Below are 26,169 nucleotides of genomic sequence, written 5' to 3'. Positions count from 1 at the left end.
GTGGGCGTGTAATCAATTAAATTTGAGCATTAGCTGAAGATGTATTTTTATGCCTTTTCAGCTTTTCTATTTATATGGAATGGAAGGGTATTTTAAGAGGTATTGAGAAATATTTAAACTCCTTTTATTACATGTTGCTAGTATTATATGTAGCTTTTATAAGCATAGTATTTTTTAGTTTAATAATTTACGATGCTAAATATTTATATAAATTATAGTAATAATATTAAGGAGGATAAATTATGATAAAGAGATCGAAAAGATATTTATCAGCAATGCTAACAGGTGCTATGGTATTATCTAATATGTTAGGTACTATTACAGTATCAGCAGATACTACAACTAATGAAGTATATACAGCAGAAGTTACTACTAATAATAGTAATGAATACGAAATTTACCCTGCTCCACAAAGGATAGAATATCAAGAGGGTATTACTAATTTTAATAATGGAGTAAACATTGTATACGAAACTGGTATAGATGACTATACTAAAGCTAGACTGGAAGATGAGATTTTAAAATCTAATAATATTACTTATGAAGTTTCAAATTCAAATGAAATTGTTGAAAGTAAGATTAATATTTTAGTTGGCATTGAAGGTTCTGGACAATCTGTTGATACTTATGCTAATAAGTATAGTATATTAACAGAAAGTCTTTTTAGTAAAACAGATGCTTATTTTTTAGCAGTAGATAATAATACGATAACTGTTATTGGAAAAGATACAGATTCAGCATTTTATGGATTAACTACTTTTTATCATGTAGTAAACCAAATAGATAATAATGAAATTAGAAATTTTAAAATAGAGGATTACTCAAATGTTGTAACTCGTGGATTTATAGAAGGATATTATGGAAATCCATGGTCAGTTCAAGATAGAGTAGATCTTATGACTTATGGTGGATACTATAAGTTAAATGCTTATTTCTATGCTCCAAAGGATGATCCTAAGCATAGAACTCAATGGCGTACACTTTACACTGAGGATGAATTAACATGGATTAAACAATTAGCAGATGCAGGCAATGCTTCTAAAACTAGGTTTGTTTATGGAATTCACCCATTTCCAGGAAATGATGCTTTTGGAATTGGTAAAGGTGAAGCTGGATACCAAAAGGATTTATCTGATTTAAAAGCTAAACTTAAGCAAGTTATAGATCAAGGTGTTAGGCAAGTAGCTATACTTGCAGATGACTTTGCCAATCCAGGCGGACAACTTGGTCTTAGATTAGTTAATGATATAACTACTTGGTTAGAAAATGAAGTAAAGCTTCAATATCCAGATATGAAAACCACACTACCATATATTCCTTTTGATTATATGGGAAATGGTTCAAGCAATGAATTCACATATTTAAAGCAATCACCAGAAAATGTTCAATTAGTTATTACTGGTGGAAGAATATGGGGAGAGGTAACTCAAAATTTTTCACAAACATTTAAAAATAATACAGGTAGAGCACCTTATTATTGGATTAACTGGCCATGTTCAGATAATTCTAAGAAACATTTAATAATGGGTGGTAATGATACATTCCTACATCCAGGGGTAGATCCAACACTTATTGAAGGTATAATGTTAAACCCAATGCAACAATCAGAGGCGAATAAATCAGCTTTATTTGCAGTAGCAGATTACTCATGGAATATTTGGGATACAAAGGATCAAGCAGACCAAAATTGGTATGATTCATTTAAGTATATGGATCATAATTCAGCTATAGAAACTGAAGCTTCAAGTGCATTAAGAGAAATAAGTAAGCACATGATTAATCAAGCTATGGATACTCGTGTTACTACATTACAAGAGTCTGTTGAATTAGCACCAAAGCTTACAGCATTTAAAGAAAAATATGCTTCTGGAGCTAGTGTAAAAGAAGATGCATTAGAATTAATTGAAGAATTTACAAAGCTTAAAGAAGCAGCTAATTATTATAAAAATAATCCTGGAAATGAAAAGACAAGAGATCAAATAATTTATTGGTTAAATTGTTGGGAGGATACAACAAAAGCAGCAATTGAATATTTAAAGGCTATTATAGCAAATGAAGAAGGTAATAATAGTGAATTATGGTCTAACTATTCATCTGCACAATCAGCTTTTGAAAAATCAAAGACATATGGATTTAATTATGTAGATCACCTTGAATACTCAGAAGTAGGTGTTCAACATATTGTACCATTTATAAAAACTTTAGAAAGTGAACTAGCAGCAATAGTTACTGGAATAGTAGATCCATCTAAGGTAATAGCAGCGGTTATAACAAATAGATCTGATGTTCCAACAGGAAGTTTATCAAATATACTAGATAATAACTCTTCAACAGAAGTTGTTTATAAGAATCCAAATAGTATATCAGAAGGAACTTATGTTGGTGTTAAGTACAATAGAGTAATTAATATTAAAGATGTAGAGTTCTTAATGGGAGCAATTTCAAATTCAAATGATACAATGCAAGAGGCTAAGGTTCAATATACAGTTGATGGGAAAACTTGGGTAGATTTAGAAGAAGGCAAGACTTATTCTATGCCAAATAAAATTACAGTAGAAGACTTAGATTTAGATGCAACGGGAATTCGTGTTATTGCAACTAAAGCTAGATTAAGTACTTGGCTTGGAATTAAGGATATTGTTGTGAATAAGAATGACTTACCAAAGAATGAAACAACAATTACGCCTTCAGTTATAAGAACATCTGCTTGGAAAATTTATTCTGGAAGCCAATCTAATTTATTTGATGGAAATGATAGTACTGATGTTTGGTATCAGACTAATACTGGGGATTTAACTCTAGTAGGAGATTATATGGGATTAGATTTAGGGTCTATAGTTCCAGTAGGGAAGGTTAGGTTTGTTTTAGGAAGAAATGGGTCAGCAGATAAATGGACCAATTATAAAATGGAATACTCAAAAGATAATATAAATTGGACTACTTATAAAGAATATATAGGTAAGGCATCAGGACAAGATGTTATAGAAGAAAATTTAAATGGAATAGAAGCTAGATATGTAAGGTTAGTTAATACGAAGGCGTTAAATAAGTGGGTTATTTTTTCAGAATTAAAAGTAGAAAAATATACTTCATTAGAATCAACAAAGAATGTTTATACAAACACTGATTTAGAGATTAAATCAATATTTGAAAGTGAAGAATTAACTAAGTTAGTACCACAAGAAAATATAACTTTACATGAAAACGAGTATGTTGGAGTTAAGTTAGATAGAATTAAGGATTTAAGTAAAATTGCCTTAGAAGTATCAAGTATGGATGGATTAGCATTACAAGCATCTATGAATGAAAAGGAATGGTTTGATGTTAATTTAGATGAGACAAGTAGTTTGAAAAATGCAAGATATATTAGATTAATAGCTAGTAAAGATGTTACTTTCAATTTAAATAAGTTTGAAGTTAAATCAAATGAGATTTATCCAATATCGTTAGAATCATCATTTGTTGATATTAATGGTAATGTAACATCAATATTTGATAAAAACTTTAATACATCAGCATCATTTGACTCTTATCCTAGAAAAGATAAAAGTATAGTATTTGATTTAGGGCAAAGTATTAATGTAAGTAATATCACTTATTCTGTATTAGATACAGAAATTAACTATTTAAGGGATGCTAAATTCCAAATATCATCAGATGGCCAAGAATGGACAGATGTAATAACTATTGGAGATGGAGTTAAAAATAATAATAGTGATATGAATTCTAAACCAGTTGATGCAGGATATGATCATGGAGATAGTACAACTATAGTACCAATATCTCATGCATTTATAAAGGGAGAATTAGATACTGTTAAGGAATCTAGATATTTAAGGGTTTTATTTACTGCTGATTATGACTATAGATGGGTTAGGATAAGTGAAATACTAATAAATGATGGAGAATATGTTCCGACTGCTAATAATCCAACATATGTATCTGATCCAATAGAAGTAGAAGGTTTTGGACCAGAAAAAATTAATGATGGAAATTTAACTACAGCATATAAACCAAATACTAATAATGGAGAAATAAAATCAGGAAGCTTAACATACAGATTATCAGAAAATACAGATGTTAAGAAGATTAATATTATTCAAAGTGCTAATGATATTTCAAATGCTAAGGTAATGGTTAGAACAGGATATAATGAAGCAGGAGAAGAAGTTTGGAATGAAGTTGGAATATTGAATAGGAGTTTAAATGAATTTATAAATGCTAAGTATGATAATATTTATGAAATAAGAATTGAGTGGGAAGGAATAGCTCCTACTATTTATGAATTAGTTACAATTACAGATTATAATGTTCCAAATATAACTGATTTAGAATCATTAGTAGAATATTCTAATAATTATCTAGAAGAAATCTATACAGTTGGAAGCTTTTCTAAATTTACAGAAGCTTTAGAAAAAGCAAGAGCTATATTAAATGATTTAGGAAATGCAAATCAAGAAAAAATAAATAGTGCAAAAGATAATCTATCAAATGCAATTACAGAATTAGTAAGTATAGAAGAATTATCAAATATTATTAATGAAGCTAATGATATTAATAATAATGGTGAAAAGTATACAGAAGTATCTTTAAATATTCTTAATACAGCATTAGAAAATGCAAATGAGGTAATAAAAAATGAAGAAGCAACAAAGGAAATGGTAAGTGCTTCTGTATCAAGTTTAAGAATTGCGATAGATTCTTTAGTTAAGGATGAAATAGCAACTCCAGAGGCTGATAAGACATTATTAACAATTGTTGTAGAATATGCTGAAGCTGTAAAAGAAAAAGGAGCTCTTGAAGATGTTGTTCCAGCAGTAATTAAGGAATTTGAAGAAGCATTAGAAGAGGCTAAAGCTATTCTTACAGATGAAAATGTTACACAAGAACAAGTAAATGTTGCTTCAGATAGATTAATTGCTGTAATTCAGATGTTAGAATTCAAGAAAGGCGATAAGACAGAACTTAATAAACTAGTTGAAGTAATAAATGCTTTAGATGAAAGTAAATATACAACATCAACTTGGGCTGTACTTCAAGCTGAACTTGAAAAAGCTAATAAAGTAATAGCAGATGAAAATGCAATGGAAAAAGAAGTAGCTGAGACTTATGAAAGCTTAAATAAAGCTTTTGCTGAGTTAGAATTAGCAGCAGATAAATCTAAACTTGAAAAGTTAGTTACTGAGTTAGAAGCTAAGGATTTATCTAAGTACACAGTAGGAAGTGCTAATAAGTTTAATTCAGAACTAGATAATAGTAAAGTTATATTAAGTGACAATGAAGCTACACAGGAGCAAATAGATGACGCTTATAATAAATTAATTAGAGCTTATTTAGATTTAAGGTTAATACCTGATAAATCTAAACTTGAAGAATTAATAAATAAAGCTGAAGCAATAGATGTATCTAAGTATACAGAGGAAAGTGTAAGTATACTTAATATAAAATTAAAAGAAGTTAAAGAGCTTTTAGGCAATGAAGAGGCTACTCAAGATGAAGTTAAAAAGGCATCAGAAGAATTAGAAATAGCTTTATCTGGATTAGAAGAAAAGAAGGACAATAATAACTCTGATAATTCTGAAAGCAATAATGATAATTCTGAAAGTAAAAATGATAATACTGGAAGTGATGATTCTAATAATGGAGTTACTGAAGATAATAATAATGCTGATAATGCTGAAAGTGACAATAATAATGTTGACGATAATTTAAGTAATAATGAAAACAACTATGATAATAATGTAAATGATAATAAAAACTTACCTATAACAGGTGGAACTTCAGCATTTGTATTAATAGGAATTGCATCATTATTTATTGGTGCTGGCTCAATTTTAAGAAGAAGAATTTAATTTTAATAGTTCCTAGGGTAATGTATCCTAGGAACTATATATTATAAATTAAATATATAAAAATTATTAAGTAAATCTATAAATTTCTAATGGGTTTAGGAAATAGTAATAAATTAAGAATTATTAATGATATAATATCAAGGAATAAATTGGATAAAAGCTGAAGAATAATATATAGAAATGAAAAGTTAAAATATTAAATGGGTAAAAATAATTAATATTTTTATAAAGAATTTATGGAGGAGAATTATATGAAAAGGGTAAAAAAGTTAGTAGCTACTATTATTATTGCAGGTATGGCGTGTCAAATTATGCCTATAAACATAATTGCGGCTGAGGTTAATACTATAAGAGTACCAGAAGCATATGGTGCAACACCTAATAAGTCACAATTACGGTACCACGAGGAAGAATTAGCAGCTTTTATTCACTTTGGAATGAATACATTTACAAATAGCGAATGGGGAAGTGGAAAAGAGAATCCTAATAGTTTCAATCCGACAGATTTAGATACAGATGAATGGGTAAAAACTTTAAAAGATGCAGGATTTAAACGTGTTATTATAGTAGGAAAACATCATGATGGTTTTGCATTGTGGAAGAGTTCAGTTACTGAGCATGATATAGAGAATAGCAAAGATTGGCAAGCTACTAGAGATGGAGAAGGAGATGTGTTAGAAGAACTTTCTAAATCATGTACTAAATATGATATGGATATGGGAATTTATTTATCACCATGGGATGCTAATGCTTCTTCTTATGGGTATGGAACAGGAACTAATGAAGAAACTGATAGTAATGGCGATTATAATGAGTTTTATATGGAGCAATTAAGAGAAATATTAGGAAATGATAAGTATGGGAATAATGGGAAATTCGTTGAAGTTTGGATGGATGGTGCTAAGGGAAGTGGAGCAGCAGCTCAAAATTATAAATTTGAGGAGTGGTTTGATTTAATAGAAGAGTTAGAGCCAGGGGCTGTAGTATTTAGTCCTTATGCGACAGATGTAAGATGGATAGGAAATGAATCGGGAAAAGCTGGAGATCCTGTTTGGTCCAAAATTAATAAAAAGCGTATAAGAGATAGATATAATGCAGGGCTAGGTGAGGAGAACAAATATCTTAATAATGGAGATCCTAATGGTGATATATGGAGCGTAGGAGAATGTGATGTATCATTAACAAGTGGATGGTTCTGGCATGCAGGAAATGGACCTAAGACCATGGAACAATTAACAGAAATATACTTTAATTCAGTAGGAAGAGGTCAGCCATTATTACTTAATGTAGCACCAGATAGAACAGGTCATTTTACATCTGCGGATATTGCTAGAATAAAGGAATTTTCAAGTGCCATTAATAAATCATTTGATGAAAATTTAGTAGATGAAACAACAACTAGTGCTGTGGCTTCAGCAGTTAGAGGAAATAGTAATGATTATAGTGCAAATAATGTATTAGATGATAATGATGATACTTATTGGTCAATGGATGATGGACAAACCACTGGAAATATAACAATAGATTTAGGTGAAGAAAAGACTTTTGACATTGTATCAATTGAAGAATATATAAAGCTAGGACAAAGAATATCAGAATTTTCTGTAGAAGTATATTCTAATGGAGTTTGGAAAGAATTCAGTAGTGGATATACCATAGGTGCAAAAAGATTAGTAAGAGGCATACCAGTAAAGGCATCTAAAATTAAAATAAATATTAAAAGTTCATTAGCTGTTCCATTGATTGAAAATATTGAAGTTTATAAGGCTGATGAAGCTTTTGAAATTAAATCATTAGTACCGTCTGGTACAGATTTTATAGATAATATAAATTTTGAAAATAAGAATAGCTGGAATCAAGAAAATATAGGTATAGGGAATACTGGAATGTATTCAAGTACAAAAGGAACTAATGCAAGCTTTACTTTTACAGGAACTAAAGCATGGGTTGTCGGTACTTTCGATCCTAATCATGGTATTATGGAAGTTTGGGTTGATGATGAAAAGGTTACCGATGTAGATACTTATAATTCAAAAAGATCAATTTCTCAAATCTTATATGAAACTGAAGATTTAAAGTATGGAGAGCATACAGTAAAAGTAGTTGTTAAAGGAGAAAAAAATTCTTCGGCTAAAGGAACTGCTATAGGATTAGATTGTGCATATTATTTAAATAATAATGGAGCAGGAATGTTTGAAATAGAAAACACTAATTATACAGTTGATGAAGGTGAGGAAAAAGAAATAACTATAAAAAGAGTTGGAGGAAGTAATGGGGTTGCCACAGTACATTTTTCAACATCACCAGATAGTGCAGTTCATGGTAGACATTACAATGATATAAACGAAACTATAGAATTCGCTGATGGACAAACAACAGCTAAGGTATCTGTTGGAACTATAGATAATAATGAGAAGGCAGGGGATGTAAAATTCTATTGTAATATAGATACTCCAACTAATGGATCAATTGTAGGATTTAATAAGAAATCTGAAATAACTATTATAGATAATGATGTTAATAAACCTTATACTGAAGCAGATCCTTTTATGTTACCTAATACATTAGAAGATAAAAGGATATTAGAGGCAGAATTATTTACTCTTAATCCTATATCAGGTAATAAGTATGTAAGGATAAGTGAAAACTCTCAAGCAAGTAATGGAAAGATGGTTACATGGTTTGAATCAGGGAATAAAATAAGAGTTCCTTTTTATGCTGAAAAGGCAGGGACATATATTTTTAATATGTCATATCAATCAGGAAGAAGTGAAGGTAATTTAAATAAGATTAATTGGAGTGGAACAAATATTGAATCGAATAGCAAATCGGTTCCAGGTACAGGCAATCAAAATCCAGTTCCAATAATTAAAACAAGCTTTGAAGTTGTAGTAACAAAAGCAGGCGCAGGAGAATTAATATTCACAGCTGACTCACAATCTTCGCCTAATATTGATGTTTTTGAAGTGTCAGCTAAAGAGTTAAAAGAGGTTACACATACTATTACAGCGACTGCAGGAGAAAATGGTAGTATTAGTCCAGCTGGAGAAGTTACTTTAGAAGATGGTCAATCAAAGATATTTACTTTTATACCTAACGAAGGTTATGAGGTTGGTGATGTTATAGTAGATGGATCTTCTGTAGGGGTTAAGGATAGTTATACTATTGAAAATATAAAAAAGGATATGACTATAAATGTTATTTTCAAGTTATTAATTGATAAATCAGAATTAAATACAGTTATAGGAGAAGCTAATGAAATTAAGAATAATGGTGAAAAGTACACAGAAGTATCATTAAATATTCTTAATTCAGCATTAGAAAAGGCAAATGAAGTGCTAGCGAATGAAGATGCAACGAAGGAAATGATAAATGATGCTGTATCAAGCTTAAGAATTGCAATAGATTCTTTAGTTAAGGAAGAAGTAGTAACTTCGGAGGCTAATAAAAAATTATTAACAATTGTTATAGAATATGCAGAAGATGTAAAAGAAAAAGGGGCTCTTGAAGATGTTGTTCCATTAGTAGTTAAAGAATTTGAAGAAGCATTAAAAGAAGCTAAAATCGTTTTAGTAGATGAAGATGCTACACAAGAGCAAGTAGATGTTGTTTCTGATAGATTAATTAAAGTAATTCATATGTTAGAGTTCAAGAAAGGTGATAAGAAAGATCTTAAGAAACTAGTTGAAGTAATGAATGCTTTAGATGAAAGCAAATATACAAAATCAACTTGGGCTGTACTTCAAGCTGAACTTGAAAATGCAAATAAAGTAATTATAGATGAGAATGCAATGAAAGAAGAAGTTTATAAAAGTTTCGAAAGCTTAAATTCAGCTTTTACTAAATTAGAATTAACAGCAGATAAATCTAAACTTGAAAAGTTAGTTGTAGAGTTAGAATCTAAGGATTTATCAAAGTATACAATAGGAAGCGTTAATAAGTTTAATGAAGAATTAAAGAGTACTAAAGTTATATTAAGTAGTAATGAAGCTACACAAGAGCAAGTAGATGAAGCTTATAACAAGTTAATTAGAGCTTACTTAGAGTTAAGATTAATACCTGATAAATCTAAGCTTGAAGAATTGATAAATAAATCTGAAGCAATAGATATATATAAATATACAGAGGAAAGTATTAATAAGCTTAATGAAAAATTATCTGAAGTTAAATCTGTTTTAGATAATAAAGAAGCAACTCAAGAAGAAGTTAATAATGCAGTAGATGAACTTGAAATAGCTTTAGCAGGATTAGAAGAAAAGAAGGATAATACTAGCACAGATGAAGTGAATAATGATGAGACTAACAATGATGATACTAATATTAGTAAAGATGAAGAGAAGAATGAAGAAAGTAATTCATCTAATGATGATATTATTAGCAGTAATGAAGAAAAGAACGAAGAAAAGAACGAAGAATTACCTAAAACAGGTGGGAGTTCAATGGGTTCATTATTAGGCATATCAATATCATTAACTAGTTTAGGAGCAATTTTAAGAAGAAAAAATAGAGAACGTTAGTTAATATAAAAAAAGATATCAAAGTTATTAAGCAAATTATTTGTTGAATAATTATAAAATGATTATTAATATTGCTATAGTTATTATGCAAATAGAGTTTGTTTTAAAAGGGTATTTATAATTCATATTTGAAGGAGGATATTTTATGAGAAGATTTCATAAAAAATGTTGTGCTTTATTAGTTGGTATATCAGTAATGACAAGTACTATGCCTATAAGTGTTAAAGCTGATACAAAGCAAATACAAGCTGCAGAAACGGTTTATGTAGGGGTTATTAAGGATGGAGAAAGATCTACAGTATTTAATCAAGATTGGCGCTTTTATAAAGGTGATCAACCTGGTTTAGAAGCTGTTGCTTTTAATGATTCATCTTGGCGTTCTTTAAGTTTACCACATGATTGGAGTATTGAAGAAGATTTCACAGTTCAAGGTGAGGCAGAAAGTGGATTTTTACTTGGGGGTACTGGATGGTATCGTAAGCATTTTGTTATTCCAGAAAAATATGAAGGAAAGGAATTTACTATAAATTTTGATGGAGTATACATGAATGCTGAGGTTTATGTAAATGGTAAATTACTTGGTGAGCATAATTATGGATACACTGCATTTGCTTTTGATATTACCGATGAGTTAATATGTGATGGACAAACTGAAAATATAATAGCTGTAAAGGTGAAAAATCCAATTCCATCAAGCAGATGGTATTCTGGAAGTGGAATATATAGAGATGTTACATTAACAGTTACAGATTCCATCCATGTTTCGCATTTAGGAACAACTGTTACTACACCAGAAATTGAAACTCAAAGAGGTGGAAATGTTGATGTAATAGTTGAAACATCTGTAGAAAATGAATCAGATAATGCTACTGATATTAAGCTTAAAACTACTGTTGTAAATTCTAATGGAGAAGAAGTTAGTACACCAGTAGAATCAATTGAAAATATAGCTGCAAATGAAAGTTTTAATTTTGGACAAACTATAGTGGTAAATAATACTGCTTTATGGTCAGTAGAAAGTCCAAATATGTATAAGGTAAAAAATGAAGTTATAGTAAATGATAATGTAGTTGATACTTATTATACAGACTTTGGATTTAGATATTTTAATTTTGACAGAGATACAGGTTTCTCATTAAATGGAGAAAATATGAAGCTTAAAGGTGTTAGTATGCATCATGACCAAGGATCTTTAGGAGCAGCCTCTTATTATAGAGCTGTAGAACGTCAAATGGAAATAATGAAGGAGATGGGAGTAAATGCAATTCGTGTTACTCATAATCCAGCAAGTGAAACATTATTAGAAATTTGTGATAGATTAGGTCTTTTAGTAATAAATGAAGCTTTCGATACATGGACAAATTCTAAAAATGGAAATGTAAATGATTTTTCTAAATTCTTTAATGTTACAATTGAAGATGATAATGAGATAATTAATGGTGAGACAGGAATGTCATGGGGAGAATTTGAAACTAGAACAATGGTTAAGACTTCAAAGAATAATCCATCAGTAATTATGTGGTCAATAGGAAATGAAGTTTTAGAAGGAATAGGTGGAAACTCATCTAATTATCCTCAAATTGCACAAAATATTATAAATTGGATTCAAGAAGAAGATACTACTAGACCTGTTACTATAGGAGATAATAGAAGTAAGGGGGGACTTGGTAATACAAATGCTGTAGCTATTTCAGATGTTGTAGCTAATAATGGCGGAATAGTTGGATTTAACTATGCTAATGAAAGCCAATTTAATAGTTTAAGAAATAGTAAAACTAATTGGATACTTTATGGAGCTGAAACAAGTAGTGCAGTTCATAGTAGAGGGTATTATAAATCAATCAATAGAACTCCTCAAAGTAATTCAGATTTACAAATACCTGAGTTTGATAACAATTCAAATAAAGTTGGCTGGGGTCACTCAGCTAGCGATGCATGGAAATACACAATAAAATATGATTATAATGCTGGAGAATTCGTTTGGACAGGATTTGATTATATTGGAGAACCTACACCTTGGAATGGAATTGGAACTGGTAGTGTTTCAGGAGTGGGAGCAGCACCAAAATCAAGTTATTTTGGTATAGTTGATACTGCTGGATTTGAAAAAGATGTTTATTATTTATACCAAAGTCAATGGAATGATGATGTAAATACATTACACATATTACCTACATGGAATGAGGAAGATATTCCAGTTTCAAATGGAAATGTACAAGTTGATGTGTTTACCGATGCTTATAAAGTAGAATTATACGTAAATAATAACCTTGTTGGAACTAAAACAGCAACAGAGCATACAACAGGTGTGGGATATAAATATTATACTTTTGACAATGATTCATTATATCCAAGTTTTAGTGTTAAATATGAAAAAGGAACAATCGAAGCAAAAGGATATGATAAGGATGGTAATTTATTAACTAATACAGAAGGTAGATCTTCAATAAATACTTATGGAAAAGTAACAACTGTAGATTTAAGTGCAGATAATACTACAATAGATGCAGATGGATATGATTTATCTTATATAACTGTAGATTTAGTTGATAAAGATGGTAATATCACTTCAGGAGCTAATAATGAATTAACTTATACTCTTGAAGGCAATGGTAAAATAGTTGGGTTAGATAATGGAAATGCAGCTGATACTGATAGTTATAAACCAGAAACAGATAAATCAGGAAGTAGAAGTGCATTTAATGGTAAAGCTTTAGTGATTGTTCAATCAACTAAAGATGCAGGAGAAATGACATTAACTGTTTCAGGAGAAGGATTAGAATCTAAAACTATAACTATAAATACTGTAAATAATGAAGAAGATAATAAGTATATACAATCATATGATATAGTTAAAGATTATTATGTTTCATTAGAAGAAGAGCCTTTATTGCCGGAATCAGTTAATGCTAGATATAGTGATGGTACAACTGATACTTTAAAAATTAATTGGAATGAGTACAATAAAGAAGAATTAAAAACTCCACAAATATTTAAGATCACAGGCAAATTGGAAAATAATAACATTACAGTTGTTGTAAATATACATGTAATAGGAAATATAGTAGCAATTGAAAATTATTCTGCATTTACTTATGCAGGAACAATACCAAGTTTGCCAAATACATTAAAAGGGTATTTAGAAAATGGAAATGAATCAGAAGATTTTGTAGTTGATTGGAATTTGGATGAGTTAGATTTCTCTAATGAAAATACCAATGTATTAGTTCCAGGAACTATAAATTTATTAGGCAAAACTTATAATGTTACAGCAAGTATACGTGTAGTACCATCTTTAAAAGCAGCTAGAAATCTTGCTATAAATAAATTAAGTGATAATGATGATATTCCAATATTATCACAAAGTCCTACAAAAATTTCAGATAATTTAAATTCAATTAATAATGGAGTAAAAGTAGATACAGTAAGTACTAATGAACGTTGGACAAACTGGAATGAACGTAGTTTAGTTAATGAAAATGGAGAGCCTAAAGGTGCATACGTTCAATTTGATTGGAAAAATAAATATGATATTGATCGTTTAGATTTATGGTTATTTACAGATAACTCAAGTGGAAGAATTCCTAAAAAGGTTGAAATTAGCTATAAAGATGAGGAAGGAAATTATATAGTAGCTACACATACTAATACAACAGAAGTATCATATACATCTGGTGAAACAACTTATTTCTTAGATAATGTTATAAATACAGATAGTATTAGAATTTATATGCAACAACCACAAGTTGGAAGCTGTATTGGATTAACAGAAGTTAATGTATATGAATATGTTCCACAAGAAAATGCTAATACAACAAGCATCTTAAATGAAATAAAAATAGATGGTATAGCTTTAGAAAACCTAGATTCATCTATAAATGAATACACAGTTAATTTAGAAAAATTACCTGAATTAGTTGAAGCATCAGCAGAAGATAATGCATCAGTAACTATGCTACCAATTTACAATAATAAATCAATAATAATTGTTCGTGCAGAGGATGGAACTAAAAATATTTATACTATAAACTATGAGTTACCAGCGCCAAAGGAATACACAGTTACAGTTAATAAAACAGATGGTGGTTCAGTTGCTGGAGAAGGAAAATATTTAGATGGAAAAGAAGTTACATTAATAGCAACAGCCAATAATGGTTTTGAATTTATTGGATGGTTTGATGAAAATGGTAATGAAATTAGCAGAGAATACACTTATAGATTTATAGTTAAATCTGATTTGGTATTAAATGCGAAATTTAAAGAGCAAGATAAGATACCTGTAGCTACTGATAAGACAATATTACAATATACAGTAGATTATGCTGAAGATATAAAGTTACAAGGTGGTCTTGATAATGTTGTTCCAGCTGTAGTTCAGGAATTTGAAGCAGCATTAAAGAATGCTAAGAATGTTCTATTAAATGAAAGTGCTACAGAAACTGAAGTTAATTTAGCTACTGATAGATTAATAAAAGTTATCCATATGTTAGATTTCAAAAAAGGTGATAAGGATGAGCTAAAAAAAGTAGTTGGAATAATAGGAAGTTTAGATGGTAGTAAATATAAAGAATCAACTTGGACTATTTTTGAGGCAGAACTTAACAATGCTAATAAAGTAATAGCTAATGAAAATGCAATGGAAGAGGAAGTTAAAGAAGTATATAATAAATTAATTAAAGCTTATTTAGATTTAAGATTGATACCAGATAAATCTAGACTTGAAGAGTTAGTAAATAAAGTTGAATCTATGGATTTATCTAAATATACGAAGGAAAGTGTTAGTGAATTAAAGGATAAATTATCTAAAGTTAAGTTGGTTTTAGATTATGAAGAAGCAACACAAGATGAAATAGACAGTGCTGCAGATGAGTTAGAATTAGCTTTAGGAGGGTTAGAATTAGCACAAGGTAATAACGATGGAAATACTGATTCTAATAATGGAGCTACTGAAGGTAATGATGATAATAGTACTAATAATGACAATAATGGAAATATTAATAATGATACAAGCAATAATGAAGAAGATACTTCATCTAATAATGAAAGTACTAATTCAAACGATAGTAATGGAAAAGGTAATAGTGATTTACCTTCGACTGGCTCTGTAATATCTAATAATCAAATAATTATAATAGGATTATTATTAGTAATTTCAGGAGTTTCATATTTATTAATAAATAAAAAAAAGATTAGCTAAAATAAATTTTATATTTGAAGTGTATCTATTAACTTTTTTATAGTCTTTTGTAAAATAGACTGAATGAAAAAGTAGATAGATACACTTTTTTGTAATCTAAAAATATTCCAAGTATTATGTAATTATAAAAATAGTACAATCATCTTAAAATAATCCAAAGATTATGTAGATAAAAAAATAAAATCTAAAAAATTTAAAAATTTTAATAAACTATTTTCTAAATTAAAATTCAGAAGGTATGATATTATAAATTTATAAATTGTAAAGCATTACAAAGAGGTTTATGAAAGAAATTTATTTTATGGAGGGGTATAAATGAAATTAAAAAAACTAACATCAATTATTATGGCAACAGCAATGACATTTGGATTAGTAGCATGTGGAAACAGCAATTCATCAGAAAGTGGTGGGAATGCAAATAATACTACGACTGAAAGTAAAAAAATTACTATTTGGGCTTGGGATGAATCTTTCAATATAGTAGCAGCAAATAAAGCTAAGGAAGTATATTTAAAGGATAATCCAGATGCAGAAGTTGAGGTTGTAACTATGGCTCAAGATGATATAGTTGCAAAGTTAAATACAAGTTTATCATCAGGTTCTTATGAAGGGCTTCCAAATATAGTATTAATAGAAGATTATAAAATTCAAGGATATTTAACAGCATATCAAGATGAATTTGAGGATTTATCTTCAGTAGCTAAACAAAGTGATTTTGCAAGCTATAAAACAGGAGTTAACTACGTAGATGGAAAGTTATATGGCGTTCCTTTTGATAGTGGAGTTGCAGCAACATTCTATAGAACAGATTTAATAGAGCAAGCTGGTTATACTAAGGCTGATATGGAAAACTTAACTTGGGAAAAATATATTGAAATAGGTAAGGCAGTTAAAGAAAAAACTGGTGTAGCTATGTGTACATTAGATCCAAGTGATTTAGGACAAATTAGAATGATGTTACAAAGTGCAGGGGCATGGTATACCGATGCAGATGGAAAAGTTTCTATATCTGACAATCAGGCATTAAAAGATGCTATTAAGATATATAAAGATTTAACCGAATCAGGAGCTATAAAGCAAGTTGCAGATTGGGATCAATTTGTTGGTGCATTTAATAAAGGCGAAGTTGCATCAGTAGTTACTGGTTGTTGGATTGCTCCTTCAATTAAAAAAGCAGAAGATCAAAGCGGAAAATGGGCAGTTGCCGCATTTCCTAAAATGAGTTCTAATAGCAAATCAGTTAATGCATCTTCTATAGGTGGAGCAGGATGGTATGTACTTAAGAATGTCGGAAATACTGATATAGCAGTAGATTTCTTAGGAAAAACTTTTGCATCAAACGTAGATTTAATGAATGATTTAGCAGAGTCAATAACTTTAGTTAGTACTTTAAATAAAGCATCTGAAGCGCCAAATTATTCAAAAGAAAATGAATTCTTTGGTGGACAAGAAGTTTTTGCAGATCTTGCTAAATGGACAGGTGAAGTACCTTCAGTAAATTATGGCTTACACACTTATGCAATAGAAGATATAATGACTGAAGCTGTTCAAGCTGTATTAGGTGGGGCAGATATTGATTCAACATTAAAAACATTCCAAAGTCAAATAGAATCAGCAGTTGCGCAGTAAGAGAATGAGATAAATATTATGTTCCTTGCTCCGTCGCATGCGCTCCAAGTCGCCGTCACACAATATTTATCTCATTCCTTAGATATGACGTTTCCGAGCTAAAGGAAATAATTCCTCGTTGTACTCGGAATTATGAAAAGAGAAGTATGATTATGTAGATTGGGTTACTTTGTTGCATGCGCTCGAAGTCAACCTCGTATAATATTTATCTCATTTATTAGATAGTGAATCTAGAAATGGGAGAAAATAATTCCTGGTTTCACTCGGAATTATGAAAAAGAGTGTATCGGTGTAATTTTGATTATTCTGTCGAATAGGGTATAAGTGATCATAAAATTAATAGTAAGGCTTCTTAACTAAAGATGATAACAGATAATTTTTTTTATAAGTTTATAAATAGCCATTTATTAAAAAGAGAAATTAGTAAATGGCTATTTCTTGTATAAGGGGTGAGTAAGATGAAAAATAAAGGTAGTAAAGTTAAAAGTAATAAATTACAAAATAAATTAGATAGAAAAGCATGGTTATTTGTATTACCAAGCATAATTTTAGTAACAGTTCTTGTGTTTTATCCTATGGTACAAGCTTTTATTATTTCTCTAAAAAGTGGAATGGGTAATAACTTAAGTTTTGTAGGGATAGATAATTATAAGAGATTACTTACAGATTCAACTTTTAAAAAGGCATTATTTAATACAATATTATATTTAATAGTTCAAGTTCCGATTATGATAATCTTAGCTCTTGGTATTTCAGTTTTATTAAATGATAAGAAATTAAAGGCAAGGGGATTTTTTAGAACAGCTATATTTTTACCTTGTGTTACATCTTTAGTAGCATATTCAATAATATTTAAAAGTTTATTTGCAACAGATGGATTTATAAATGTATTTTTAATGAAGATTAACCTTATTGCAGAACCAATAGCATGGATAACTCATCCTATTTGGGCAAAGATTCTTATAATTGTTGCTATAACATGGAGATGGACAGGTTATAATATGGTATTTTATTTAGCAGGAATGCAATCTATTGATGATTCAATCTATGAAGCAGCAGAAATTGATGGAGCAAATGCCTTTGTTAAATTTAAGAGCATAACACTTCCATTATTAAAGCCAATTATTTTATTTACAACAATAAATTCAACTATAGGAACATTACAATTGTTTGATGAAACAGTAAATATAACTAATGGTGGACCTGCCAATGCAACTATAACTATTTCTCAATATATTTATAATCTATTATTTAAATATTCACCAAACTTTGGTTATGCAGCAGCAATATCTTATGTAATAGTATTAATTATAGTAGTATTATCCTTTATTCAATTAAAAGCTGGAGGTGATAAGAATGAATAAGAAATTTAATATAATAAATATTTTTAAGTATATTTTTTTAAGTGTACTATCGTTTATTTCAATATTTCCATTCATTTGGATGATAATTGCAACTACTAATAAATCTGTAGATGTTACAAATGGAACTTTAATTCCAGGAGGATATTTTATAGAAAATTTAAAGAATTTATTAGCTTCAGATTTAAAGTATACTACAGCTTTCAAAAATTCTTTAGTAATTTCAATTATTACAACGGTTTTAGCTATGATAGTCTCATCTCTTGCAGGATATGCTTTTGAGGTTTATAAAAGCAAGAGTAGAGAAAGAATATTTAATTTCATATTACTTTCAATGATGGTTCCTTTTGCCGCTTTAATAGTTCCTTTATTTAGATTGTTTAGTAAGTTTAATAGTATGGGGCCATTAAAGGCAATAGCAATAAATACTAGTGGTGCAGTTATAATAATATCTGTTGCTACAGCATTTTTAATATTTTTCTTTAGACAAAACACAAAAAGTTTTCCTAAAGATTTAATAGAAGCTGCTAGAATAGATGGTCTTAGTGAAATAGGAATTTTCTTTAGAATATATATGCCAACCATGAAATCAACTTATGCAGCAGCAACAATAGTTACATTTATGGCAAGCTGGAATAGTTATTTATGGCCACTTATTGCACTTCAATCACCAGAGAAAAGAACTCTTCCTTTAGTAATTTCAGCATTAGGCTCATCTTATACTCCTGATTATGGAATGATAATGACTGCTGTTGTTATTGCAACACTGCCAACGGCTTTAATATTCTTCTTAATGCAAAAACACTTTGTTGCAGGTATGACTGGGTCTGTTAAGGGTTAGAAAATTTTGTTGAACTTTAATAGAGAAAATTATTATGAGGAGGACTTTAAATGAAGAAAGATAAAATTAATCCAAGCTTAGATTGGCTTGAAAATCCAGAAATATTTAGAGTGAGTAGGTTAGATGCGCATTCAGATCATTTGTTTTATGAAAGTATAGAAGAGATAAATTTAGGATATAATATGCCATTAAGGCAAAGCTTAAATGGAAAGTGGAGATTTTCTTATGCAAAAAATCCATATAGAAGAGAGAAAGATTTTTATAAGGTAGATTATGATTGTAGTACCTTTGATTATATAAATGTACCAGGACATATTCAAATGCAAGGCTATGATAAATGCCAATATATTAATACAATGTATCCTTGGGATGGAGTAGATGAACTTAGACCTCCATATATATCAAAGGAAAATAACCCTGTTGGAAGTTATGTAAAGTACTTTAATGTAAAGGATGAATTAAAAAATAAGAAAATATTTATATCCTTCCAAGGAGTTGAAACTGCTTTTTATCTATGGGTAAATGGAGAGTTTGTTGGGTATAGTGAGGATACCTTCACTCCATCAGAATTTGATATAACTGAGTATGTTAAGGAAAATGAAGAAAATAAATTAGCTGTTGAAGTTTATAAAAGAAGTAGTGCAAGTTGGATAGAAGATCAAGATTTTTGGAGATTTTCAGGAATATTTAGAGATGTGTATTTATATGGAGTACCAAAGGTTCATATAAGAGATTTATTTGTAAAATCAACTTTAGATGAAAATTATAAAAATGGAAAGTTGAAAATTGACTTAGATTTTATTTTAGGTAATGAAGAAGAATTTAAATTAAAATCTTATCTTAATGATAAAGAAGGAAATACAGTTTATGACTTTGGAGAATTAGTATCTAAAGATAAAAAAATAGATACCCTAAAAGCTACAGTAAATAATGTAGAGCCTTGGAGTACTGAAAGTCCATATTTATATACTTTATATATTGAGGTATTAGATAAAGAAGGAAATTTAATAGAAGTAGTTCCACAAAAGATAGGGTTTAGAACTTTTGAAATGAAGAATAATATTATGCATATAAACGGCAAACGAATTGTATTTAAAGGTGTAAATAGACATGAATTTAGTCATACAAAGGGTAGAGCAATAACTGAAGAGGAAATGCTTTGGGATATAAAATTCATGAAAAAGCACAATATCAATGCAGTAAGAACTTCACATTATCCTAACCAAAGTATGTGGTACGACCTTTGTGATGAATATGGAATTTATTTAATAGATGAAGCTAACTTAGAAAGTCATGGTTCATGGCAAAAGATGGGCAAATGTTCTCCAGAATGGAATATACCAGGTTCACTTCCTGAGTGGAGAGATGTAGTAGTAGATAGAGCAGAATCTATGCTTGAAAGAGATAAGAATCATCCATCTATATTAATTTGGTCTTGTGGTAATGAATCTTATGCAGGAGAAAATATTTTAGAGATGACAAGATACTTCCATTCTAAGGATGATACTAGATTGGTTCATTATGAAGGAGTATTTTGGAATAGAGATTTTAATGATGCTAGTGATATGGAAAGTAGAATGTATGCAAAGCCTAAGGAAATAGAGGAATACTTAAATAATAATCCTGAGAAACCTTATATAAGCTGCGAGTACATGCATGCTATGGGAAATTCTTGTGGAGGAATGAAGCTTTATACAGATCTTGAAGATAAGTATGATATGTATCAAGGGGGATTTATTTGGGATTATATAGACCAAGCTATAGAAATAGAGAGAGAAGGAGTAAATACCTTAGCATATGGTGGAGATTTTGATGATAGAGCAACAGATTATTGTTTCTGCACTGATGGAATAATTTATGCAGATAGAACAATATCTCCAAAAGCACAAGAAGTTAAAAAACTTTATTCTAATATAAAAATTATTCCAGATAAAAAAGGAGTAACTATTGAAAATAATAATTTATTTGTTGGAACAAGTGATTATGATTTTATAGCTTATATTGAAAAAGAAGGTAGAAAAATATTTGAAACAAGAATAAATGCAGATGTTAAACCAGGTGAAAGAGAGTATATAGAAATAGAATATCCACTAATTGAAAATAATGGTGAATACAGTTATAATATATCTATGATATTAAATAAAGATACACTTTGGGCAAATAAGGGATATGAAGTGAATTTTGGTCAAGCTATCTATAATATAAATGATTGTAAAGGTTATAATGAAGTATTAGAAAATAGAGAGTTTAAAATTATCCATGGCGATGTAAATATAGGGGTTATGGGTGAAGACTTTAAAATGATGTTTTCAATTCAAGAAGGTGGATTAATTTCTCTTTGTTATGATGATAAAGAATATATTACAAGAGCACCAAAAACCTCTTTCTTTAGGGCTACAACTGACAATGATAGAGGTAATGGACATAATTTTAGAACTTCAACTTGGCAAATAGCAGGATTACATCAAAGATTAGTAGATTTTAATTACACAGAAAGCAAAGAAGAAATTACTTTAGTATATAAATTTGAAATGCCAACAAGTATTAAAACTACTAATACAGTAACATATACAGTAACTCCAGATGGAAACATAAAAGTTAATATACATTATGCTGGAGTAGAAGGATTGCCTGAACTTCCGTTATATTCAATTGACTTTAAGCTTAAGAAAGAATTAAGTGCTTTTGAATATTATGGTTATGGTCCAGAAGAAAATTATATTGATAGAAATAATGGAGCAAAATTAGGTATATATGAAAATACTGCAGAAAGTAATATGTCAAGATATCTAATTCCTCAAGAGTGTGGAAATAGAACAAATGTTAGATGGGTAAAGATAGTGGATAAGAATAATGAAGGATTAAAATTTAGCTATGTAGATACTCCTTTTGAAATGAGTGTATTACCATATAGTGCATATGAACTAGAAAATGCTATGCATATGTACGAACTTCCACCTGTTAATTACACTTGGGTTAGAATAATAGCAAAACAAATGGGTGTAGGTGGAGACGATAGCTGGGGAGCACCAGTTCACGAAGAATTTAAAATACCATCTAATAAAGATATAGATCTAAGTTTTACAATTTCAAGAATATAAATAGAAATTAATATATAGTGTGAAGGTTTCGTTAAAAAAGAAGCTTTCACACTAAACCCATTTATAAGGAACTTGAAAATTAAAGTGATTTTGATTAAACAATAATCATAATTACTAATTATTAGCTATAAATTAAAGTGATTTGGAACAAATCACAACCGAAATTATCCATTGTGCATTATGCATTATCAATTACCAAACGGGGGTTTATATGGAAAAGAATTATTGTAGGGTTTTAATTGTTGAGGATGAGTTTATAATGAGACAGGGTATGAAACATATGATTGAATGGGAAAAAGAAGGATTTACAATAGTTGGAGAAGCTACTAATGGAGAAGAAGCACTAAAGTTAATAGAGGATTTAAAGCCTAATATAGTAATATCCGATATAGTTATGCCTATATTAAATGGTGTGGATTTTTCAAAGATAGTTCAAAAAAAGTATCCAGAGATACAAATTATAATATTAAGCAGTTATGATAATTTTGAATATGTAAAAGATACACTTTTAAGTGGAGCAGTAGATTATATCTTAAAACCAACCTTAACACCAAATGAACTTTTAGTTACTTTAAAAAAGGCTGTTGATAGAATTCCTGGATTAGAATTAGTTAAAGATGAAGAGGTTTACTATAGTAGTATAATTGAAAAATACATCTTAGGCTTTGAGGATAATATAGATAGTAATAATTTCTTTGATATTTTTCCTAATACTTGTTTTAGGCTTTTAGGAATAAACATTAAGCAAGGTTATACAAAAAATAGGGAATTTATAAAAGAGTCTAGAAGACTTGTAGAGGAATTTTTAATAAATAACAATTATGTATTTATTAGATTTATTATTAATGAAGAAATTTTATTATATTTAATTAACTATAAGGTAAGTGATGATAAAGAATTAGTTAAAAGGTTTGAAAAATACATAGAAAATAAAATGATTCATGAAAACAGATTTTATATTATTACATCTAAATTTAATAATATATCTAATGTAAAAGATGTATATAATAATAAGTTTTTACCTTATTTATCTCAAAAGTTTTATTATAAGGAAAAATTTCTGTTAAATACAGAAGATATCATTTTAACTGAAGGAATAGAAAAATTTGATTCAAATAAGTATGATTTACTATTAAAAAAGAAGGATTTTATATCTGCAATAAATTTAATAAAAAATTATATAGATACGTCTATTTTATTTAAGATGGATGAATACAAGATTAAAAATTTACTTAAAAATTTGTTATACAATTTAATTGTAAGCTTAGAATCTTATAATTTAGATGCAGAAAATTTAAGGCAAAGGTATTTTAAAAGAATAGATAAAACGACTTATATAGAGGAATTTAGTTATGAAGTTAATAATATTTTGTTAGAACTTAAAGAGTTTGTTAATAAGAATATAAATTTAGAGGAAGACAGAATTAATGAAATATTAGAATATATAGATGAAAATTATAATAAGACTTTAGAATTGAGTGATATAGCAAAGGCTTTTAATTTTAATTATTATTATTTATCGTACTATTTTAATAATCATTGCAAAGAAGGTTTCTCTGAATATTTAAATAGAATTAGAATAGAAAAAGCTTGTGATCTGTTAAAAGAAAATAAGAGGTATGTTTCAGAAATTAGTTCAATGATTGGATATTCTGATCATAGTTATTTTTGTAGAGTATTTAAAAAAATAACAGGATATACACCTAGTAACTACAGAATAAAAATGCGTACTCAGGGAGTGAGAGTAAATGAAGAGAAAACTAAAGTTAAATAGTTTATTTGTAAAAATATTATGTGTAGTAGTTGTAGGAGTAATATGCGTTTCTATTTCTGTAGGATATATTACAATAAATATGTCAAGAAGAATATTTACTGATAATTATAAGGAGTCTCAAAAGAAAATTTTCGACCAAGTAAATGATGAAATTTATGATTTTCATAGTGAAATAGTAAAAAATATAAATGCAATAAATTCACATAGGGCCTTTAGATCCTACTTTAGTGAAGAAAATCTATCGGCAAAGGATTTATCTATAGATATTTATGAACTAAAGAAACAAATGAAAGAGTTAATGAACTCAAATAAGTACGATATGAGTGTACTTATAGTTGGAATAAATGGTAGAACATATTTAAATAGTGATGAATTACTAACAATGGGAGGAGAGGAACTTTTAGGATTAGATAGTATTAAAAGTTCTCTTGAAAATAATAAGGCTATAACATATAAATATCTTGAGAAAGGTATAACATCATCAAGTAAGAATGATGCAGTAATAGTTATTTCAAAGGCTTTAAACTTACAAGATGAAAAACCTTATGGAGTTATTAATTTTATAATTAAAGAAAAAAACTTTCAAAAGTTTTATGATTATTTTACGGTTAAAATCAATGATATAGTATTACTAGATGAAAATAATTTAGTTATATCGTCTAATAAAAAGAGCAATATTGGACAGGTACAATTAGATTTTAAAGATACAATTAATGAACTAATAGAAAATAAAAGGTTAAATAAAAGTTATGAAAATAATAGAAATACTATATTTATCCAAAGACTACCTTACTGTAATTTAACTATTTGTGGCACTGTTGATAATAATAAGGCTTTAGAAAAAATGTATGATGTTAAGGGGATAGCATTTATATGCACTTTAATAACTTTAGGTGTTTTAGTTGGTATATTTTTAATAGTAAGAGAAATGACAAGGCCTCTTTATTTATTAACAGAAAAAATGTCTAAGGTGAAGAATGGTAACTTTAATGAATATATAGAAGTAAGTGGTCCAGAAGAAATAAAGGAATTATCATCTACTTATAATTATATGATAAAGGATATAAATAAATATGTTAATGAATTAATGAAGGTACAAAAAGAAAAGAGAAAAGCTGAAATAAATGCTTTGCAAATGCAAATAAATCCTCATTATATATATAATACTTTATCTAGTATTAAGTGGCTTATTTGGCAAGGAAGTAAGGAAAAATCTATAAGTGCTATAGATGCTTTTATTAATATGATAAGAAATACTATAAGTAAAACAGATGAATTTGTAACTATAGAAGAAGAAATAGAAAATTTAAAAAACTATGTTTTAATTAACAATATAAGATATGGGGATAGAATAAAGGTAGAGTACTTTATTATGCCTGATTGCTATGAATATTTGATACCAAAACTAATATTACAACCCTTTATAGAAAACTCATTTTTTCATGCTTTTCCTTCTGAAGAAGAGGGTGAAATTCAAATTTTTATAAAGGAAATAGATGAAGATAAGGTAAAGATAGAAATTTTTGATAATGGTATAGGTATAGATGAGGAAAATATAGATAGAATTATGAAAGGCAATGAAGAAAAGAATAGATATTTTAGTGGAATAGGTATTAATAATGTTGATAGTAGAATTAAGCTTATTTATGGAAATGATTATGGTATTAATATAAAGAGTAAATTAAATAGTGGAACAACTATAACTATAGTAATTCCAAAGGGAAAGTAGGAGGCTATTTGCAATAGTCTCTTTTTTATAGTATCTTTATTACTAGACTTTAAAAATAATTATAAATTTTTTTGAATTTATAGGTTAAAAACGTGCTAAATATAATAAAATATGGAGATTATATTAAGTATAGATTTATATAAATTGAGTATTTACAAAGGAGAAAAG

General features: G+C 28.6%; 9 protein-coding genes. All 9 read left to right on the top strand.

What is annotated here, in order from left to right:
* The first annotated feature begins 242 nt into the window (after positions 1-242).
* Positions 243-5,852, top strand: a complete 5,610-nt coding sequence (locus tag H9660_RS07510; RefSeq protein WP_191749757.1) for a beta-N-acetylglucosaminidase domain-containing protein — start codon at positions 243-245, stop codon at positions 5,850-5,852.
* 251 nt (positions 5,853-6,103) lie between these two features.
* Positions 6,104-10,369, top strand: coding sequence for an alpha-L-fucosidase (locus tag H9660_RS07505; RefSeq protein ID WP_191749756.1), 4,266 nt, complete (start codon positions 6,104-6,106; stop codon positions 10,367-10,369).
* 145 nt (positions 10,370-10,514) lie between these two features.
* Positions 10,515-15,566 carry a glycoside hydrolase family 2 TIM barrel-domain containing protein gene (locus tag H9660_RS07500; protein ID WP_191749755.1) on the top strand — a complete coding sequence of 1,684 codons (5,052 nt, stop codon included), beginning with the start codon at positions 10,515-10,517 and terminating at the stop codon, positions 15,564-15,566.
* A 315-nt stretch (positions 15,567-15,881) separates the two neighbouring features.
* Positions 15,882-17,195: an ABC transporter substrate-binding protein gene (locus H9660_RS07495; protein ID WP_191749754.1), complete on the top strand. Its 1,314-nt coding sequence runs from the start codon at positions 15,882-15,884 to the stop codon at positions 17,193-17,195.
* A gap of 458 nt (positions 17,196-17,653) precedes the next feature.
* Positions 17,654-18,559, top strand: a complete 906-nt coding sequence (locus H9660_RS07490) for a carbohydrate ABC transporter permease (protein ID WP_191749753.1) — start codon at positions 17,654-17,656, stop codon at positions 18,557-18,559.
* Positions 18,552-19,397: a carbohydrate ABC transporter permease gene (locus H9660_RS07485; protein WP_191749752.1), complete on the top strand. Its 846-nt coding sequence runs from the start codon at positions 18,552-18,554 to the stop codon at positions 19,395-19,397. Before H9660_RS07490 ends, H9660_RS07485 begins: the two co-directional genes overlap by 8 nt.
* Positions 19,398-19,447: 50 nt before the next feature.
* Positions 19,448-22,498, top strand: a complete 3,051-nt coding sequence (gene lacZ, locus H9660_RS07480; protein ID WP_191749751.1) for a beta-galactosidase, LacZ type — start codon at positions 19,448-19,450, stop codon at positions 22,496-22,498.
* Positions 22,499-22,709: 211 nt separating this feature from the next.
* Positions 22,710-24,272, top strand: a complete 1,563-nt coding sequence (locus tag H9660_RS07475) for a response regulator transcription factor (RefSeq protein WP_191749750.1) — start codon at positions 22,710-22,712, stop codon at positions 24,270-24,272.
* Complete coding sequence (locus tag H9660_RS07470) at positions 24,247-26,001, top strand: sensor histidine kinase (protein WP_191749749.1); 1,755 nt, start codon at positions 24,247-24,249, stop codon at positions 25,999-26,001. Before H9660_RS07475 ends, H9660_RS07470 begins: the two co-directional genes overlap by 26 nt.
* The last annotated feature ends 168 nt before the right edge of the window (positions 26,002-26,169 follow it).

The organism is Clostridium gallinarum, assembly GCF_014836325.1.
Taxonomy (GTDB): domain Bacteria; phylum Bacillota; class Clostridia; order Clostridiales; family Clostridiaceae; genus Clostridium; species Clostridium gallinarum.
The sequence above is the reverse complement of the archived record's forward strand: the minus strand, read 5'-3'. Positions and strand labels throughout refer to the sequence as shown.

What these genes read in the sequence shown, in the direction of transcription:
- H9660_RS07500 (WP_191749755.1), top strand. Translation starts at nt 10,515, where the DNA reads ATGAGAAGATTTCATAAAAAATGTTGTGCTTTATTAGTTGGTATATCA.
- lacZ (WP_191749751.1), top strand. Translation starts at nt 19,448, where the DNA reads ATGAAGAAAGATAAAATTAATCCAAGCTTAGATTGGCTTGAAAATCCA.
- H9660_RS07490 (WP_191749753.1), top strand. Translation starts at nt 17,654, where the DNA reads ATGAAAAATAAAGGTAGTAAAGTTAAAAGTAATAAATTACAAAATAAA.
- H9660_RS07485 (WP_191749752.1), top strand. Translation starts at nt 18,552, where the DNA reads ATGAATAAGAAATTTAATATAATAAATATTTTTAAGTATATTTTTTTA.
- H9660_RS07510 (WP_191749757.1), top strand. Translation starts at nt 243, where the DNA reads ATGATAAAGAGATCGAAAAGATATTTATCAGCAATGCTAACAGGTGCT.
- H9660_RS07470 (WP_191749749.1), top strand. Translation starts at nt 24,247, where the DNA reads ATGAAGAGAAAACTAAAGTTAAATAGTTTATTTGTAAAAATATTATGT.
- H9660_RS07475 (WP_191749750.1), top strand. Translation starts at nt 22,710, where the DNA reads ATGGAAAAGAATTATTGTAGGGTTTTAATTGTTGAGGATGAGTTTATA.
- H9660_RS07505 (WP_191749756.1), top strand. Translation starts at nt 6,104, where the DNA reads ATGAAAAGGGTAAAAAAGTTAGTAGCTACTATTATTATTGCAGGTATG.
- H9660_RS07495 (WP_191749754.1), top strand. Translation starts at nt 15,882, where the DNA reads ATGAAATTAAAAAAACTAACATCAATTATTATGGCAACAGCAATGACA.